This is a genomic window from Thalassobius sp. Cn5-15 (assembly GCF_022347685.1).
In the GTDB taxonomy this organism is placed as follows: Bacteria; Pseudomonadota; Alphaproteobacteria; order Rhodobacterales; family Rhodobacteraceae; genus Thalassobius.
In genome coordinates, this window is sequence record NZ_JAKRGF010000001.1 from 699,996 (window position 1) to 716,980 (window position 16,985).

The window sequence follows — 16,985 nt, forward strand, 5'->3', positions numbered from 1 at the left end:
CCCTAAGGTCTGCCTGTAATACTCCTTCGGGACAAGAGACAATGACACAAACACTCGACTCTATCCTTGGCGCCATTGGCAACACCCCGCTGGTGCGTCTGGACCGGCTGGTCAAACACTATGGTTGCGAAGGCACCATTCTGGCCAAGCTGGATCACCTGAACCCCGGCTTTTCCAAGAAGGACCGCGCTGCCCTTGGTGTGATTGAAGCGGCCGAACGTGACGGTTCGCTGAAACCCGGCCAAACTGTGGTGGAACTGACCAGCGGCAACATGGGCACGGGCCTTGCGATCATTTGCGGGATCAAGGGCTATCCCTTTGTGGCGGTTATGTCGAAAGGCAACTCACCCGAACGGGCCCGCATGATGGCCGCACTTGGGGCAGAGGTGGTGCTGGTGGACCAATTGCCCGATAGCCGTCCTGGCGAAGTGTCGGGCGCGGATCTGGCAGAGGTGGACCGTGTCGCGGGGGAGTTGGCCAATGAACGCGGCGCCTTCCGCGCCGATCAGTTCCGCCGCACTGGCAATCCGGGATCACATGAACAGATGACCGGCCCCGAGCTATGGCAGCAATCCGGTGGCAGCATCGATGCGTTTTGCGATTTTGTCGGCTCTGGCGGCACGCTGGCGGGCACGTCCAAATACCTGCGCAGCCAAAACCCCGCGATCAAATGCTATCCGGTGGAACCTGCGGGGGCTGCAGTGATCGCTGGTCAGGACGTGGAGCGCGCAGAACATCCCATTCAGGGCGGCGGCTATGTGATGGGAGATCTCGATTTCCTGCGCGGCATGAATTGGGACGGGTTCCTGCAGGTGGATGGCGACACCGCCCGCCAAACCGCCCGCGATCTGGCGCAGTTTGAGGGGATCTTCGCTGGATTCTCGGCGGGGGCCAATGTCGCGGCGGCAATCGAGTTGTTGAAAGGTCCGCACAAAAGACAAACTATCGCCGTGATCATCTGTGACAGCGGGTTGAAGTATCTGTCGACCGATCTGTTTGCCTAAGCGCAGACCTCAGGAGCTGCGCGACAACGCGCAGCTTCATTTTCTGTTCGGGCGTCTGGCGAGATCTCAGCCAACTGATTTCTATTGACCGGAAGCAAACAATCGCCGCCAGCCCAATCAGGCGTCCCCACTCTTTTCTCACGACTTTCCCGCGGATCACACCGGCATCACCGCCCTTATGCACGAGTATCGCCAAACCGAGCCGAAATCAGATCGCAATTTAGAAGCACGCCAACAGGCGTTTTAAATCAGAGACTTAAGAGGAAAATGGCTGGGGTGGTAGGATTCGAACCTACGGTGCGCGGTACCAAAAACCGGTGCCTTACCACTTGGCTACACCCCAACTTGTGTGGCGGTTTTTACGTAAAGCGGCGGGGGGGTGCAAGACCTCTTTTCACAAAAAGTGACAGTTTTTTAGCAAAAAATCCGGTCGGTTGTGCAGGGTAGCAAAAGGGCCAATAAATCTTGGGGTTTCGCCGATTATTGCGTTTCGACGGCGCTGGCGGGACGTTTATTTAGTCTGCTCTCAGCAGCTTAGACCGGGGAGCATGGCGGCGCAATTCGCGCAATTCGTTTGCCCCACATGAAAAGACAACCCTTAGACCGGAATCGCCCGAAGATGCCCTCACACGATTCCGAATGACAAACAGGCTCGCAAAAACCAGATTATAACCCGACTCGGCGATGCGCTTTTTTTGCGCCGCGCCGCGCCCTCAGTCCTTCACTTCTTTGGCGCCCACGCCCCACAACGCATCCTTGGGCGCCCAGCCACGATAGCCACCAGCATTCAGGCGGCACCAGTCTGGCGTGCATTTTTCCATCCGCGCGATCACACCGCGTTCCAGACGGGCGGAAATCGCGGATTTCGCATCAGGGCGGATATTCAGCGGCAGCATGTCCTGATCAACAATCACATGTCGCACCCCGGAAAGCAGCGCATAATGCACCCAGCCCCCTGCCCCGTCGCGATCGCGCACACGGCGCCAATGGCCGAACTCTGCGGTCACCTCAACCGGCATATTGCGGCGTTTGAACACCCAATCGATTCGATGTGTCAGCGAAGGACCACGGCGCACGTTTGCCTCTGCCGCTTTCACCGACACAAAGCGCGGCAGCGGCAGGTTGGTGACCGGACCACGCTCCTCTGCGGCGGCAGGCTGCACCGTAAAGGACGTAGAAAGAGTGAGGGCAGCCGCGAGGGCCACAAACAGGCGACGCCTTTGCATTCCGGCAACGCTCCTTCGGGTTTGGCGGGGGCGGTTTGTTACAGATGCCCCTGCTGCTCGTGAAATATTATTGCGGACCCCTTGTGGCCCGACGCTTTATCCCGCACTGTGCCAGTAACAGGCCGAGATTTAAAGAAGAGGAAAGCCAAGATGGCATCTGGACGTCTGAGTGTTGTTGTGACGCGACGCTTGCCAGAGGTGGTAGAGACCCGCCTGATGGAGCTGTTCGATGTAAAGCTGCGCAGTGATGATACGCCGATGAGTCGCGATGAGCTGGCGGCGGCGATGCGCGAAGCGGATGTGTTGATCCCGACCCTGAATGACCGGATCGACAACGGGCTCATCGGTCAGGCTGGCCCGCAGCTGCGGTTAATCGCCAACTATGGCGCCGGTGTCGATCATATTGATGTGGCCACTGCCCGTCAGCGCGGCATTCAGGTGACCAATACCCCCGGTGTTCTGACCGATGATACCGCCGACATGACCATGGCGCTTATCCTGGCTGTCACACGCCGCATCCCCGAAGGTTTGACCGCGATGCAAAGCGGTGATTGGAACGGCTGGGCCCCCACTGCCTTCCTTGGCGGCCGCGTTGCGGGGCGTCGTCTGGGCATTCTCGGCATGGGCCGCATTGGTCAGGCTGTGGCCCGCCGAGCCCGTGCTTTTGGAATGCAGGTACATTATCACAACCGCACCCGCCTGCGTCCTGAGATCGAAGAAGAGTTGGAGGCGACCTATTGGGAAAGCCTTGATCAGATGGTGGCGCGGATAGACGTGCTGTCGATCAACTGTCCGCACACGCCGTCAACCTTCCACCTGATGAACGCCCGCCGTTTGCGCCTGATGAAACCGTCGGCTGTGATCGTGAACACGTCGCGCGGTGAAGTGATTGACGAAAACGCCCTGACCCGTCAGTTGCAGGCAGGCCAGCTGGCTGGCGCGGGCCTTGATGTGTATGAACATGGGACCGAGGCAAACCCAGATCTTCGCGCCATGTCCAATGTGGTCATGCTGCCGCATATGGGATCGGCGACACAGGAAGGCCGCGTTGAGATGGGCCAGAAAGTGATGCTGAACGTCAAAACCTTCGCCGACGGCCACCGCCCCCCCGATCTGGTACTGCAAGCGCTGGACTGAGGCGAGAACGCGATAAGAGAGAACAGAGGCGGTCCATGGGCCGCCTTTTTTGTTGCCGCCTGACCGCGTGACATTGATTAACAGCCGCGGACGCCCCACTTAGATCGCACACCCTTCCCCCAAACCGCATTCCGCAAAAGAGAGCACCTTATGGACACCGACAGCCTGCGCCTGTTTGTACTGGCGGCGGACAAGCTGAACATTTCCGCTGCAGGGCGTCAGTTGGGACTGGCACCGGCCGTCGCCAGTGCGCGGTTGGCGAAGCTGGAACATGCCTTGGGCGCGGATCTGTTGCACCGCTCCACCCGCAAGGTATCGCTGTCACAGGAAGGTGCAGCCTTTCTGCCTTATGCACGCGAAATGATTGCGCAAGAGGAGGAAGGGCTGGCCGCGTTGGGCAAGGGCGACACATCGCCCAAGGGCACATTGCGCTTCACTGCGCCCAGCACCTTCGCACAGACTTATATCGCGCCACTCCTTCCGAAGTTTCTGGCCTGTTACCCCGGTATCACGCTGGACATGCGGCTGTCGGATCGGGTTTTTGATCTGATCGAGGGCAGTTTTGATCTGGCGATCCGCAATTCCGCACTGGAGGATACCAGTCTCAAAGGGCGCAAGCTGGCCGATGATCACCGCATCCTCTGCGCAGCGCCCAGCTATCTGGGAAGACGCGGCACGCCTCAGACGCCAGATGATCTGGCGAGTCACGATCTGATTGCCTTCACGGATCAGGAGGTGAAGCCACTGCGTCACCAGGACGGCACGATGGCGCGATTTGACCCACAGCAGGCGCGCAGCCGATTGACCATTGATGATGGCACCAGCCACAAAATTGCAACGATTTCCGGCGCGGGCATCGCTTTTTGCGCGCTGTGGTGCGTACACGAAGAGTTGCGATCCGGTGCGCTGGTGCGGGTGCTGCCCGATTACGATATCGCGGACGGATCGGTTCTGTGGCTGATCTACCCCAAGAGCACAACCGTCTCGGCCAAGGTCCGCGTTTTTATGGATTTCCTGATCGCAGAGATCGGTACAGACCCCATCTGGGAACGCGGGCTGAGCCTGCCCAAATAAGCGCACGCCCCCTGATCCAGGGGGCGCTCAATGTTCACAGCATCACACCCATTCGACGATCTGCTCTATATCGCGGCGGGTCTTGCCAAAGGCCGGCTCATCCACGCGATAGCCGAAGGCAACCATGACAGCAGGTTTATAAAACTTGGGGTCAACGCCAAAGTGCTCTTGCAGAACAGCCACGGTTTTGTCCATCTCAAACCCTTCGATCGGGCAGCTGTCCACACCCAAGAGCGCAGCGGCGGTCATCATATTTGCCAGCACGATATAGGCCTGTTTGCCGGACCAATCGGTGATTTCGCGCGCGGTGCTGACGCCGTGGTCGCGGGACTGGAAGGTGCCGTATGCGTCGTTCAGGAAGGCGATCACATCCTCAGGCAGCTGTTTCACATCGCGGTAGAATTTCTGCAGATAGTCAGATCCTGCGGTCATGGTTTCGCCTGTATGCGCCAGCAACACGGCAAAGTGGCTGGCGGTGCCCAGCTGCCCCGCCGTGCCGTTAGTCGCGCCATTTGCACCCCAGGCGAAATCACGCAGCAGGTCGCGGCTTTTGGGGTTTTGGATCATCAGGATCTTGTAGGGTTCATGACCAAAAGAGGTCGGCGACAGGCGTGCGGCTTCTAGAATAGTGTCAAAGACAGAGTCGTCGATTTTACGTTCGCCATCAAACACTTTACAGGCATGGCGAAAGCTGAAAGCGTCCAGAACTTGAGTCTGAACTTGGGCTATATTCGGGGTGTGGTCTGGGATATTTTTCATCTGGTCTACTCCAATAAAATCGTTGCAGTGGACCTAATGGGCGCGTCGCCTGAGCGGTAGAAAGGCATCTGCCAAAACAGAATTCCGTTTTGGCAGATAATCGGTGATTAGCCTCGCGCGCCCTGTTTGATGAAGGTGCCATTATTCAATTCATCGAAGGCCTGCACCAATTCATCGCGGGTGTTCATCACAATGGGTCCATGCCATGCCACCGGTTCCTGAATGGGCTGGCCGGTCATCAACAGGAACCGCAAACCGTCACTGCCTGCCTCCACCGTGATTTCATCACCTGACCCAAAGCGCACCAGCGTCCGGTTACCGCTGTAATCACGCAACGCCAGTTCCTGACCCTGATACTCTTTTTCGACCTGAATGCCGATCGGATCCGACGCATCACGAAACCGCCCCGATCCGGCAAAGACATAGGCCAACGCATTGGCACGGGTATCGACGCGGAAGGTCTTGCGCCGACCTGCAGGCACAAAGATATCGAGCAGCATCGGGTCAGCGGCAATGCCATCCACTGGACTGCTCTTGCCCCAGAAGGAGCCGATCAACACCTTGACCAGCGTACCGTCCTCGTCGCCCTCAATCGGCAGGTCGGCGGCAGCGATGTCCTGATAGCGCGGCGCAGTCATCTTCAGATCACGCGGCAGGTTCGCCCACAACTGAAACCCGTGCATCCGACCCTGCGCGTCGCCCTGCGGCATTTCCTGATGCAGGATGCCAGATCCCGCGGTCATCCATTGCAGCGACCCCGCCCCCAACAGCCCCTTGTTACCCAGACTGTCGGCATGCTCCACCTCCCCCTCCAGCACATAGGTAATCGTCTCAATCCCGCGATGGGGGTGCCAGGGGAATCCTTTAGCATACATGCGAGGGTCATCGTTGCGGAAGTCATCCATCATCAGGAACGGATCCGTCAGACTGGGATCATCAAAGCCGAAGACACGGCGCAGATGCACGCCCGCGCCCTCGATCGCGGGTTGGGACTGGCTGGTGGCTACAACAGGTCGAAAGGTCATGGTGTGCTCTCCTTGGCTGTGGCTTAGAATATGTCCTTGTCACCGTCACAGGAAAATCCCTGCCGCCTCACCAGACTTGTGCGCAAATGCGCAGGCTATGGGGTTGCGCCCGCCGCAGGCTTGAAATTCCCGCCAGACAATAGCCAAAGCAAAAAAACCAATGTATAGCGGCGCGAACGCATGAAAAGCAGGGCCCGTTGCGCCCGAAATAAAGGAGCCCGCGCCATGTCAGAGGTTGAGCAGCCCCAAATCTACCTGATCACCCCCCCTGAAGTAGAGCTGTCGCGCTTCCCCGATCGTCTGGCCGCTGTGCTGGACGCACATGAGGTGGCCTGCGTGCGTCTGGCCTTGGCGACGCGCGATGAAGATAAGATCAGCCGCGCCGCAGATGCCCTGCGCGAAGTGACGTATTCCCGCGACGTGGCGCTGGTGATCGACAACCACATGCTGCTGGTCGAACGTCTGGGTCTGGATGGTGTACACCTGACCGACGGCTCCCGTTCGGTGCGCAAGACCCGCAAGGCGCTGGGGCAGGACGCGATCGTTGGCGCTTTCTGCGGTGCCTCCAGCCATGACGGCATGTCGGCAGGGGAAGCGGGCAGCGATTACGTGGCCTTTGGCCCACTACGTGACACTGGCCTCAACGATGGCTCTGTCGCAGAGCGTGACCTGTTCCAGTGGTGGTCCGAAATGATCGAGGTGCCAGTGGTCGCCGAGGGTGCCCTGACCCCCGAAATCGTACGTGAGATCTCCCCCTTCACCGATTTCTTCGGCATCGGCGAAGAAATCTGGAACGCAGAGGGCCCGGTCCAAGCACTGGCCGACCTGAAAGCGCAATTCAGCTAAGTGAAACGACGCGGGCGGAAATCTGGCATCAGATTTCCCCACCCCACCAAATGAGTACAGTTCCGTTAAACCTGCACACCCATGCCACGCAGAACCGCATGGGCCGCGCGCAACCCCGGACGCTGACCACCACGGCCAAGGCGCTGCATCGTCAGTTCCATCGCCTCTTGCTGACCGCGCGCACCTTCCAGCACCTTCAGGACCGCAGGGGCGATCCGCTCTGGCTGGCAATCTTTACCGATAAATTCGGGAATGGTACGGGTGTCAGAGACCAGATTAACCAGCGTCACGGTGTCCACCTTCAACATCCGCGAAATGATGATCCGGCTCAGCCAGTTCATGTCATAGGCGATGACCATCGGTGTGGCCGCAGCCGCCAGTTCCAGCGACACAGTCCCCGATGCCGCCAGCGCCGCATCTGCAGCGGCAAAGGCAGCAGCCTTTTCCAGTTTGTAAATGGCCGGATCTATACCGCGTGGGTCCATCACGATGGGCTGCACCGGCCACCCTGCCACCTGTTCCCGCACCAGATCGGTTACATTTGACGTCGTCGGGATCACCACGTTCAAGTCCGGTGTCTGCGCCACCACATCAGACAATACGGTGCCGAATGTTGGGGCCAGACGGCTGACCTCCCCTCGCCGCGATCCGGGCAGCACCAACAGTGTCTTACCCTGCCCCATCCGATGTTTGGCGCGGAACAAAGTGGCCTCTGCTGCGCTGGCCTGAGGTTCGGACACCACCGGATGACCAACGAAACTGCACTCCATCCCCGCCGCTTCCATCAGCGGCGGCTCAAACGGCAAGAGCGCCAAAACGTGGTCAATCACCTTCGCCATCTTCGCAGCCCGTCCCTCACGCCATGCCCACACCGAAGGGGCGACGTAATGCACGGTTCGTATGTTACTGACAGCTTTCACCAATTTCGCCACCCGCAGGCAAAAATCAGGGCTGTCGATAGAGATGATCACATCAGGTTTTGCCGCCAGAGCCGCATCAGCGGTTTGGGCAATACGGCGTTTCAGCTGGCGGTATTTCGGCAGGATTTCGGCCAGTCCCATGACGGACAACTCATCCATTGGAAAAAGGCTCTGCATCCCTTCAGCCTGCATAAGCGGACCACCAACGCCGAGGAAGTCCACCTGATCTTCCAGCAGTTCCGACAGACCCGCCATCAGCGCGGCTCCCAGACGATCGCCCGACGCCTCCCCCGCAATCAAGAAGATCTGCATTAGGATAACCCCTCAAACACCTGACCAATAATAAAAATACCGGCCTTATGCGCCGCCGAAATGGTCTGATCACGTTCCAGAATCATCACATGCTCTGCCTGCACCGCAATCCCCGCCAGACCCGCCGCGGCAACCTGCGCCACAGTATCCGGACCGATCGCAGGCATATCCACGCGCAGGTCCTGACCTTTTTTGGCGGCCTTCACGAACACCCCTTTGCTGCCACGGCGCAGATGCGGTGCAGTGCGACGCACTGTGTCGAGCATAAACTCGGTGCCTTGCAGCGTCTCAACCGCCAGCACCAGACCACCGGCAACCACGCAGCCCTGCCCCACATCATGAGGCGACAGCGCCGTCAGAATGTCAGCGGCGCGGATGATATCAGCTGTTGCAGCCTCATCCGGAGCAGAGCCTACCAGCAGCGCAGGTTCCGCAGTCAGACCTTTCAACAGTTCATGGGCCCCCAGAACGGTAAAACCCTCATCCTCGATGACTGCGATAATCAAACGTAACAACGCGTCATCGCCGCCCTGCATCGCAGCCATAAGGCGCGGCGCAAGGGCGATCATGAAAGGATCAAGGGCGGCGGGATCCAGGGGCGGGCGGCTCATCGAACCCGCCATAACCACACGGGTGACGCCTGCCGCGCGCAGGGCATCGAACATCTCACCCAGACGTTCAAACCGGTGGTTTTCAACCATGCCGGTCACCTGATGCGCCACGCCCTCAAAACACACGCACAGCGCATCGGGATGCGCTGCGGACAGGGCAACGGGCAAGGCCCCATCACCGGAAAGGATTGCCAAACGCCCCATCAGATCGCCCCTTTAGCTGGGTGTCAGGAAGGAGCGGTCAGAGGCCCCTGTCACGAACTCGACGATCTGGCGGACATATTCGCTGTCTGCATCCAGACCACGCACGCGCTCCTGAAAGGTGCCATCGCCGCTCGCCATTGCCTTCAGCGCTGCGCGCAGAGCCGTGATATCGCCACGTGGAACGCCGCGGCGTTTCAGGCCCACAAGGTTCAGACCGTCCAATTCGCCCCGCGGGGCCTGTACCAGACCGTACGGAATCACGTCTGCAGTCACCATCGACAGCGCACCGATAATGGCGCCCTGCCCGATGCGCACCCACTGATGGATGCCGCAGAGACCGCCGATGATCACATCATCACCGATATGACAGTGGCCCGCCACCGCGGTGGAATTCACAACAATCACCCGATCGCCAATGATAGCATCATGCGCAACGTGACAGCCGGCCATGAACAGCCCGTCATCACCAACCTTGGTCAGACCGCCGCCCCCTTCGGTGCCGGTGTTCATGGTCACATGTTCCCGGATCCGGTTGCGGGCGCCGATTTCCAGACGGGTCGTCTCACCGTTGAATTTCAGATCCTGAGGGATCTCGCCGATCACCGAGAAGGAGAAGATAACCGTATCCTCGCCCACAGAGGTCTGACCCGTGACAACGACATGGCTCTTCAACTCCACGCGGTCGTGCAAAACTACGTCCTTGCCAACAACGCAGAACGGGCCGATCTTGCAGCCCGCGCCGATAGTGGCGCCATCCTCGATAATGGCAGAGGGGTGAATATCAGCGCTCATCCCCGATCACCCAGCGTTGGCACTGAGGTCCATCATCGCGGTAAATTCGCATTCGCAGGCCATTTCGCCTTCGACTGTTGCGACACCGGCGAATTTCCAGACCTTGCCGCCCGGTTTGCCGCGGGTGGTGGTAACGTTCATTTCCAGCACGTCACCGGGGACAACCATGCGACGGAACTTGGCCTTGTCGATGGCCATGAAATAAACCAGCATGTTCTTGTCCGCCATATCCAGCGCGGTGCCAACCATCACAGCAGCGGTTTGCGCCATTGCCTCAACAATGGTCACACCGGGCATGATCGGCTTGCCGGGAAAGTGACCTTGAAAGTGGGGCTCGTTCATGGTGACGTTCTTGATGCCGCGACCGGACTGGTAGCCGTCGATGTCCACCACTTTATCCACCAGCAGGAAGGGATAGCGATGTGGGATGATCCGTTGGATCAGGTCGATATCCGCTGACAGCAGCTGCTCGGTCATGGTGTGTCCTTTCTGACGACATGTTCTTAGCGCCGATCCCTAACAATTCGGGCTTGTCGGGGCAAGCGTGCAGGCCCTGCAGGGCGCGCGGAGCCTGCAGAAATTTCTATTGGTCGGTGGGGACGGGTGCCGATGAATCCGCGGGCTGATCAGAATCCGTCACGGTTTCCTCTGTGTCGCCGTCCCCCCCCTCTGCGGGCGGTTGACCGGCGATATCACGCAACCCGTCGCCCAGTTCTACATTGATCCGTGCAATTGCCTGATCAGTGATCTCAATCGACAACGAAGCAATGAACACATCACGTTTTTCCACGATCAGCGCCGCACCGCTTTCGGCCATCAAGTTTTCAAGAACTGGCAAGGCTGCCTGCAGAAACATTCGTTCCGCCAGTTCCAGACGGGATTCGATCACCTGCTGCTTGGCGCTTTGTTCGTTGCGGATGCGCTGCACCTTCTGATCAAATGCATCGGCCAACTGCGCGAAGGTTGCAGCGGTGAGGCTGGCGCGACGTCTGGTCAGCGCCTGCTCTTCATCGCGCAGCTCCTGAGCGATACGGGTGTTTTCCGCATCCAGCCGCTGACCCGCAGCCTCAAATTCGGCCAGCGCCCGCAGGCCAAAACTGGACTGACGAAAGAAGCGGTCACTGTCGATCGCCAACACTTGCGATTGGGGCACACCCAGATTTTCCGGCACCGAATTCTGCGCAGACGCAATCGGCACGTTGGCCATGCCTGTCAGCATGGCCAATGCCAAAGCCCCAAGAACGGGGCGCAAACGCATGCCCTGCCCCGCCATCAGAACTGGGTAGAGACCGTCAGGTTAAAGGTCTGTTCTTCGTCAAACTCTTCCTTCTGCAGCGCCTGCGTCCAATTGAAACGCAGCGGGCCCAGCGGAGTGGTCCAGAAGACAGACAGACCAATCACCTGACGCGGTGTGAAATCATCATAGAAGATATCGCCCGTAGCACCAGTGGTGGAGCCAAGCCCCCAGACAGAGCCGATGTCGTAGAAAACACCGCCGGTGATACCGTACTCCTCTGGCAGGCCCAGCGGGAATTCAGCCTCAAAGCGGGCAACCGCAAACTTGTCACCGCCAAGTGCGTCATTGGATTCGATCGCATTGGTGGTTGCATTACGCACAATCTCACGCGGGCCGATGCCGTCAGGCTGGAAGCCGCGGATCAGACCACCAGAGATCTGGAAACGGTCCACAGTCCGGCTGGAGCCTTTGTTGAACGCCAGAACGCCCCCCTCGACCGACGCACGCAGGGTGATTTCATCATTGAACACCTTGGTCTGCGCAATCGCGCTGGCAGTGGTCTTGATATAGCTGTTGTCACTGTTCAGACCGCCCGCTTCCTGTTCAAAAGACAGGCGATAGCCACGGTCACGCTCCAGCTCATTGATGCGGCTGTCGTAGTTCAACGAGTAGCCGATCCCCAGATCCCATTCATCCTCGCGGGCGATCTCTTGGGTCACGATGCCACCAAATGCGGTATCGCCATCTGCGCTAAGCGAAATGCGCTCTGCCTTGACGAACAGGCCAAGGGTGCTCTTTTCGCTCAGACCGAAACCGATCCCCGGGCGGAACCGCAGGGTTTCCGTGTCAAAGTTCGTCGCCCCGCCGGAATTTTCCGCGTAGGTCGCATCGAGCGAGAAACGCAATTCGCGGCCCAGCAGCGCCGGTTCGGTAAACTGCAGACTGTAAATTCGTGCACCCTCGGCGCCGGACACGTTCACGTTGACCGATTGGCCACGGCCAAGAAAGTTGCGTTCACTCAGGCCAACAACCAGTCCCAGACCGCTGTTGGTTGAATAGGTGCCGCCAAAGTTAAGCGAGCCTGTAGGCTGCTCTTCGACGTTCACGTCGACGATGACCTGATCAGGACGGCTGCCCTCGCGGGCGCGCACGTCGGAATTGGCGAAATAGCCAAGCGCACGAATCCGTTCGGCGGTTTCGCGGATTTCACGCGGGTTGAACGGGTCGCCTTCAACAATGCGGAACTGACGGCGGAGCACCTGATCCTGCGTCGTGGTGTTGCCTTCGATATCGATACGTTCCACAAAGACGCGCGGGCCGCGCACCAGTTCAAATTCCACATCCAGCGTCAGATCGCGGTCATTTCGGCTGATGCGTGGTTCCACTCGGACGAAGTTCAGGCCCTTCTTATTGGCCAGCCCTTCCAGACGGGAAATCGCGTTTTCAATCGCGGTCGGCGTGTAGATGTCACCGGCAGTCAGTTTCAGCTCTGCCTGAAACTCATCCGGATCCACGTTCGACAGGTTCGACGTGGTGGTGATCTGTCCAACCTTGAACTGGTCACCTTCATGGATGTTGAAGGTGATGAAATAACCATCCCGTTCCTGCGCCAGTTCGGCATTAACGCCAACTACGCGGAAATCAACGTAGCCGCGCGACATGTAGAAATCGCTCAGCACCTGACGATCGAATTCAATCCGGTCTTCGACAAACGTGTCGGTTTGTACAAAACGACGCAACAGGCCAGCCTGTTTGGTGGTCAGCACGCGACGCAGCCGGCGGTCTGGATAGATCGCGTTCCCGACAAAGCTGATACGCTCAATCTCGGTGATGTCGCCCTCGAAAACCTCAAAAACCACATCGACGCGGTTGTCGCTGCGGCGGATGATTTTCGGCGTCACACGCGATGCCAGACGCCCACGCGAATTATAGACATCGGCGATGGTTGCAGCATCTTTTTCCGCTGTCGCCGGATCAAAGACCAGACGCGGTTTCACATCCAGAAACTGCAGCAGATCATCATCCTTGAGGCGGCGGTTGCCTTCAATGCGGACCTGATTGACGGTCGGGAATTCCTTGACCTCAATCACCAGCGTACCACCGCGCGGGGTGATGTCGACGCTTTCGAACAGGCCGCTTTCCAGAATGCGCTGGTAGGCTGCGTTCAACTCGCCGGCAGACACGGACTGACCGCGGCTGATACCAGCGTAGGTCAGGATGGTACCATCCTCAATCCTCTGGTTGCCTTCGATGGCCACAGTGTTGAACCGGAAGCTCTGCGCAGCAACCGAAAGAGGCACAGAGGTCAGTGCCGTGGTCGCAGACAGAAACAGCGCAATACCCATACCGCGCAGCTTCGATTTTGATTCAGCAGGTGAAGTGCCCCGCCCCCCCAGAAACTTGGTCATTCAATCAACCTAATCAGAGATCCCTTTGGCGTCCTGACTATCCAGATTGCGACCCGTTGTCAAAAGCGCAAAACGCCCATGTGAGACATGGGCGGGGCTTTGCTGTTGATTTCTCAAGACTTGCGCCTGAATGCAGCGCAGATGTCGCGCTCTGGACCTTAACAGAGGGCTGATCAGGATACCGCGCGCGGCCTATATCTGATCATCGGTCAGGGTGTGGAGAACATCACCGTCAGCGCCAGCGTCAACGCGATAGTTCCGACCATCAGGATGCGATCCCAGTTCAGTTCGACCAAGAGGCTGAGGCCGTTGTAACCTTGCTGAATGATCTGCATTGCGATCTCCTTTTCCGTCTGAAAACCATGTGCCTACACTCGATGTGCAGCGTCATGCGTCTGTGGCAATCGTCAGGAAGGAGTACTGATTCAATAAGGCAAAAAAGGGGCACAATCGCGCCCCTTTTGGTAAAGTTTTAAACGCCTGAAGTCTGCCGCCTGTCCTGTTCCGGATCAGGGACAGAAGAAATCGTTGAACAGCGCAAAGGCGGTCAGCGACAGGATCAGCGTCAGCCCCAGTGTCATCAGGAACTGCAGCGCCCGCTCGCTGGGTTTGCGGCCTGTCACGGCCTCATAGGCATAGAACGTCAGGTGGCCGCCATCCAGGACCGGGATCGGGAACAGATTGAGCAGTCCCACAGCAGTAGACAGAACACCGATAAAGTAGATGAAGTTTTCCACCCCCTGCCGCGCCATCGCACCGCTGACCTGCGCAATGCCCAGCGGGCCGGACATGTTGCAGGAACTGATCGCGCCCGACACCATATGATAAAGGCCAGAGAAGGATCCGGTGATAATGTTGGTGGTCATGTTGACCCCCGCCTGCACCCCCTGCAATGGCGACAGGTTGTCGGTTGCAGGGCGGAACAGCATGCCGCCGACAATACCGATACGCCAGTTGGTCTCATAGCCGCCATCAGGCTGGGGTTCGTCCACACGTTTGGCCGACAGGGTCACATCCAGCACCTCACCGCCACGCCAGACGGTCAACGCCAATGGTGCGCCTTCGGCAGATAGAACCGCCTGTTGCAACTGGCGGAAGGCCAGAATTTCCTCACCCTCAACATGGGTGATCACATCCGCAGGCTTCAGCCCTGCCTCATAGGCGGCAGACTGGGGCGCCAGTTGCACCACCACAGCTGGCATCGGATGCGCGGTGCGCACGGCAACCTCGACCCCATCACGACGCAGCAGATAGTCGACGTTTGATTCCACCGGCAACTGGCGCAGCAGCTGATCAAAGGTCAGCGCATCACCGGGACCGGGCACTTTGATGCCACCGATCTCCAGCACCTCATCCCCGGGCAGCAGGTCCACCGTGTAAGGGACGATGTTCACATCCCCTACAGTCAGCGGCTGGCGCGCACTGCCATTGAAGGTAGCAATAGCGGCGAAGATCGCGATTGACATGATAAAGTTGAATACAGGCCCGGCCGCAACGGTCGCCGCACGCGCCCAAAGCGGCGCACCAGCCATCGTGTTGCGCGGCGCGGGCGCGTCCGCATCCACGTTTTCGGACCCGACAGAGGCCGCATTGGCATCGCCCACAAACTTCACATAGCCCCCAAAAGGAAGCGCTGCGAATTGCCAGCGAGTGCCGCGTTTGTCGACGCGCGAAAACAGCACCGGACCAAAGCCGAGCGAAAACACCTCTGCCTCGATGCCGGACCAGCGACCGACGATGTAGTGGCCATATTCATGCACCGAAACGATGACCGAGAGCGCCACCACAAAGGCCAGAAAGGTTGTCAGCGATCCGCCCAATGCGGAAAACAACGAGAGACTGTCCAAGGTCATACCTCTTGAATTACGAAATCGTTGGCAGGAAGCCGATGATCCGGCTGGCGATCAGCACCACGACCAACGCCCCCAGCATCCCGTCAAAGCGGTCCAGAAAACCACCGTGGCCGGGAATCAGGTTGGAGCTGTCTTTGACCCCGAACCGGCGCTTGATCGCACTTTCGCCAATGTCACCCATTTGCGCGGCAAAGGCGGTGATGACCGAAATAACAATCAACTCGGCACCAGCTGCACTGGTCATCGCAAACACCACACCGACCAGCGCGGCACCGACCCAGCCAGCAATGGTGCCGGACCATGTTTTCTTGGGGCTGATTTTAGGCCAGAACTTCGGCCCGCCAAGGGTGCGGCCGGCAAAATAGCCCGCAATATCGCTCATCACCACGACAGACACGAGCCAGCCCAGCCAGAATGTGCCGTGTCCGCCCATGATGACCAAAGCGCTATAGCTGCCAAACAGCACAACCGCGCCATAGGCCATCCAGATACCAGCGCTACCTGCCGCCAGCAAAGAAGCTCCCATTAGCAAAGGAGCCACCAACATTGGCAGATGCGCGACACCTGGCACGTGCGCCACAGCAACAATAACAGCGGCACTCAACAGCCCCAGCTGCACCGGCGCACCGGGCTGTTTCGGCCCCAGAATGCGCACCAATTCCCAGATCATCAGGCCAGCCAGCGCAGCCACCAGCAGGACAAAAGCCACCCCGCCCTGCCACAGCGCCGCAGCGCCCACGGCGACCATGACCAGCGCCGACAGGACGCGCGGACCCAGATCGGTCCATTTCGATGCAATGCTCATGTCTTTACGCCACCAAAGCGCCGATCACGCCCGGCATAGTTTTTCACCAGATTGGCAAAAATCTCATCGGTGAAATCCGGCCACAGGGTTTCGATAAATTCGTATTCCGCATAGGCAGACTGCCACAGCAGGAAGTTGGAAATCCGTGCCTCACCACTGGTGCGGATCACCAGATCGGGATCGGGCAGCACGCAGGTGTCGAGGTATTTGGGCAGCGTTTCCTCCCCCACATCGGCGGGGTCCAGACGGCCATCTGCCACGTCCTGCGCCAGTCGCTGAGTGGCGCGTGCCACCTCATCACGGCCGCCGTAGTTCAGCGCGATGGTCAGATTCACCTTGGTGTTGGCGGATGTATGCGCTTCCAACTCATCCATCAGCTTGACCAGTTTGGCATCCAGCCGCACCCGGTCCCCGATGAAACGCACCCGCACGCCTTCGTCATGCAGGGCACGGGTTTCTTTTTTGATGTAATGGCGAAACAGCGTCATCAGACCGGAAACTTCGGTCTGAGTACGTTTCCAGTTTTCTGTCGAAAAGGCAAAGATCGTGACATACTTCACCCCCAGATCGGGGCAAGCACGAACGATTTCGCGAACACGGCGCGCACCGGCACGATGGCCGAACAGGCGGGGCTGCCCCCGCCGCTGCGCCCAGCGCCCGTTCCCATCCATGATAATCGCTACATGATTGGGGCCTGTGGGGCCGCCCTGCAGGCCATCCTGAGGGCCAGCGTCCTGCGCCGTGTCGCTATTTTGAGACATCGTGCTGATCC

17 protein-coding genes and 1 tRNA gene are annotated in these 16,985 nt (G+C 58.9%); 4 read left to right on the top strand and 14 right to left on the bottom strand.

Annotation, left to right across the window (positions count from 1 at the left end; all coding sequences use genetic code 11):
- The first annotated feature begins 41 nt into the window (after positions 1-41).
- Complete coding sequence (locus tag MHM86_RS03425) at positions 42-1,004, top strand: PLP-dependent cysteine synthase family protein (protein ID WP_239195721.1); 963 nt, start codon at positions 42-44, stop codon at positions 1,002-1,004.
- A gap of 268 nt (positions 1,005-1,272) precedes the next feature.
- Here the strand turns inward: MHM86_RS03425 and MHM86_RS03430 are convergent.
- Both MHM86_RS03430 and MHM86_RS03435 read right to left on the bottom strand, forming a co-directional pair.
- Positions 1,273-1,347 (bottom strand) — tRNA-Gln (locus MHM86_RS03430).
- Between the two features lie 370 nt (positions 1,348-1,717).
- Positions 1,718-2,230 carry an SH3 domain-containing protein gene (locus tag MHM86_RS03435; protein WP_239195725.1) on the bottom strand — a complete coding sequence of 171 codons (513 nt, stop codon included), beginning with the start codon at positions 2,228-2,230 and terminating at the stop codon, positions 1,718-1,720.
- 150 nt (positions 2,231-2,380) lie between these two features.
- Here MHM86_RS03435 and MHM86_RS03440 point away from each other — a divergent pair, with 150 nt between their 5' ends.
- Positions 2,381-3,367, top strand: coding sequence for a D-glycerate dehydrogenase (locus MHM86_RS03440; RefSeq protein WP_239195735.1), 987 nt, complete (start codon positions 2,381-2,383; stop codon positions 3,365-3,367).
- A 150-nt stretch (positions 3,368-3,517) separates the two neighbouring features.
- A complete protein-coding gene (locus MHM86_RS03445) occupies positions 3,518-4,441 on the top strand; it encodes a LysR family transcriptional regulator (protein ID WP_239195744.1) in 924 nt (307 codons plus the stop codon).
- A gap of 42 nt (positions 4,442-4,483) precedes the next feature.
- On the opposite strand, the gene MHM86_RS03450 is transcribed toward MHM86_RS03445, so the two are convergent.
- Positions 4,484-5,200, bottom strand: a complete 717-nt coding sequence (locus tag MHM86_RS03450) for an NAD(P)H-dependent oxidoreductase (protein WP_239195746.1) — start codon at positions 5,198-5,200, stop codon at positions 4,484-4,486.
- Between the two features lie 107 nt (positions 5,201-5,307).
- On the bottom strand, positions 5,308-6,225 hold the full coding sequence (locus tag MHM86_RS03455; RefSeq protein WP_239195748.1) for a pirin family protein: 918 nt from the start codon (positions 6,223-6,225) through the stop codon (positions 5,308-5,310).
- A gap of 225 nt (positions 6,226-6,450) precedes the next feature.
- Here MHM86_RS03455 and MHM86_RS03460 point away from each other — a divergent pair, with 225 nt between their 5' ends.
- On the top strand, positions 6,451-7,071 hold the full coding sequence (locus MHM86_RS03460) for a thiamine phosphate synthase (RefSeq protein WP_239195756.1): 621 nt from the start codon (positions 6,451-6,453) through the stop codon (positions 7,069-7,071).
- Positions 7,072-7,136: 65 nt separating this feature from the next.
- Here MHM86_RS03460 and lpxB read toward each other — a convergent pair whose 3' ends face one another.
- The 10 genes from lpxB to MHM86_RS03505 form a co-directional block, all read right to left on the bottom strand.
- Positions 7,137-8,303 (bottom strand): lipid-A-disaccharide synthase, encoded by a 1,167-nt coding sequence (gene lpxB / locus MHM86_RS03465; protein ID WP_239195758.1) that lies wholly within the window; start codon positions 8,301-8,303, stop codon positions 7,137-7,139.
- The gene (locus tag MHM86_RS03470) at positions 8,303-9,118 is read right to left on the bottom strand and encodes an LpxI family protein (protein ID WP_239195768.1); all 816 of its coding nucleotides are present in this window, start codon (positions 9,116-9,118) and stop codon (positions 8,303-8,305) included. Before MHM86_RS03470 ends, lpxB begins: the two co-directional genes overlap by 1 nt.
- A gap of 12 nt (positions 9,119-9,130) precedes the next feature.
- The gene (gene lpxA / locus MHM86_RS03475; RefSeq protein WP_239195770.1) at positions 9,131-9,910 is read right to left on the bottom strand and encodes an acyl-ACP--UDP-N-acetylglucosamine O-acyltransferase; all 780 of its coding nucleotides are present in this window, start codon (positions 9,908-9,910) and stop codon (positions 9,131-9,133) included.
- 6 nt (positions 9,911-9,916) lie between these two features.
- On the bottom strand, positions 9,917-10,387 hold the full coding sequence (fabZ, locus tag MHM86_RS03480) for a 3-hydroxyacyl-ACP dehydratase FabZ (RefSeq protein WP_239195772.1): 471 nt from the start codon (positions 10,385-10,387) through the stop codon (positions 9,917-9,919).
- Positions 10,388-10,493: 106 nt separating this feature from the next.
- Positions 10,494-11,168: an OmpH family outer membrane protein gene (locus tag MHM86_RS03485; RefSeq protein ID WP_239195774.1), complete on the bottom strand. Its 675-nt coding sequence runs from the start codon at positions 11,166-11,168 to the stop codon at positions 10,494-10,496.
- Positions 11,169-11,182: 14 nt separating this feature from the next.
- On the bottom strand, positions 11,183-13,555 hold the full coding sequence (bamA, locus tag MHM86_RS03490) for an outer membrane protein assembly factor BamA (RefSeq protein WP_239195776.1): 2,373 nt from the start codon (positions 13,553-13,555) through the stop codon (positions 11,183-11,185).
- A gap of 209 nt (positions 13,556-13,764) precedes the next feature.
- On the bottom strand, positions 13,765-13,890 hold the full coding sequence (locus MHM86_RS17010) for a hypothetical protein (RefSeq protein ID WP_255723001.1): 126 nt from the start codon (positions 13,888-13,890) through the stop codon (positions 13,765-13,767).
- A 174-nt stretch (positions 13,891-14,064) separates the two neighbouring features.
- Positions 14,065-15,402 carry an RIP metalloprotease RseP gene (gene rseP / locus MHM86_RS03495; RefSeq protein WP_239195785.1) on the bottom strand — a complete coding sequence of 446 codons (1,338 nt, stop codon included), beginning with the start codon at positions 15,400-15,402 and terminating at the stop codon, positions 14,065-14,067.
- 16 nt (positions 15,403-15,418) lie between these two features.
- On the bottom strand, positions 15,419-16,213 hold the full coding sequence (locus MHM86_RS03500; protein ID WP_239195795.1) for a CDP-archaeol synthase: 795 nt from the start codon (positions 16,211-16,213) through the stop codon (positions 15,419-15,421).
- Positions 16,210-16,974, bottom strand: coding sequence for an isoprenyl transferase (locus MHM86_RS03505; RefSeq protein WP_239195797.1), 765 nt, complete (start codon positions 16,972-16,974; stop codon positions 16,210-16,212). The genes MHM86_RS03500 and MHM86_RS03505 overlap by 4 nt, the downstream gene beginning before the upstream one ends.
- Positions 16,975-16,985: the final 11 nt, after the last annotated feature.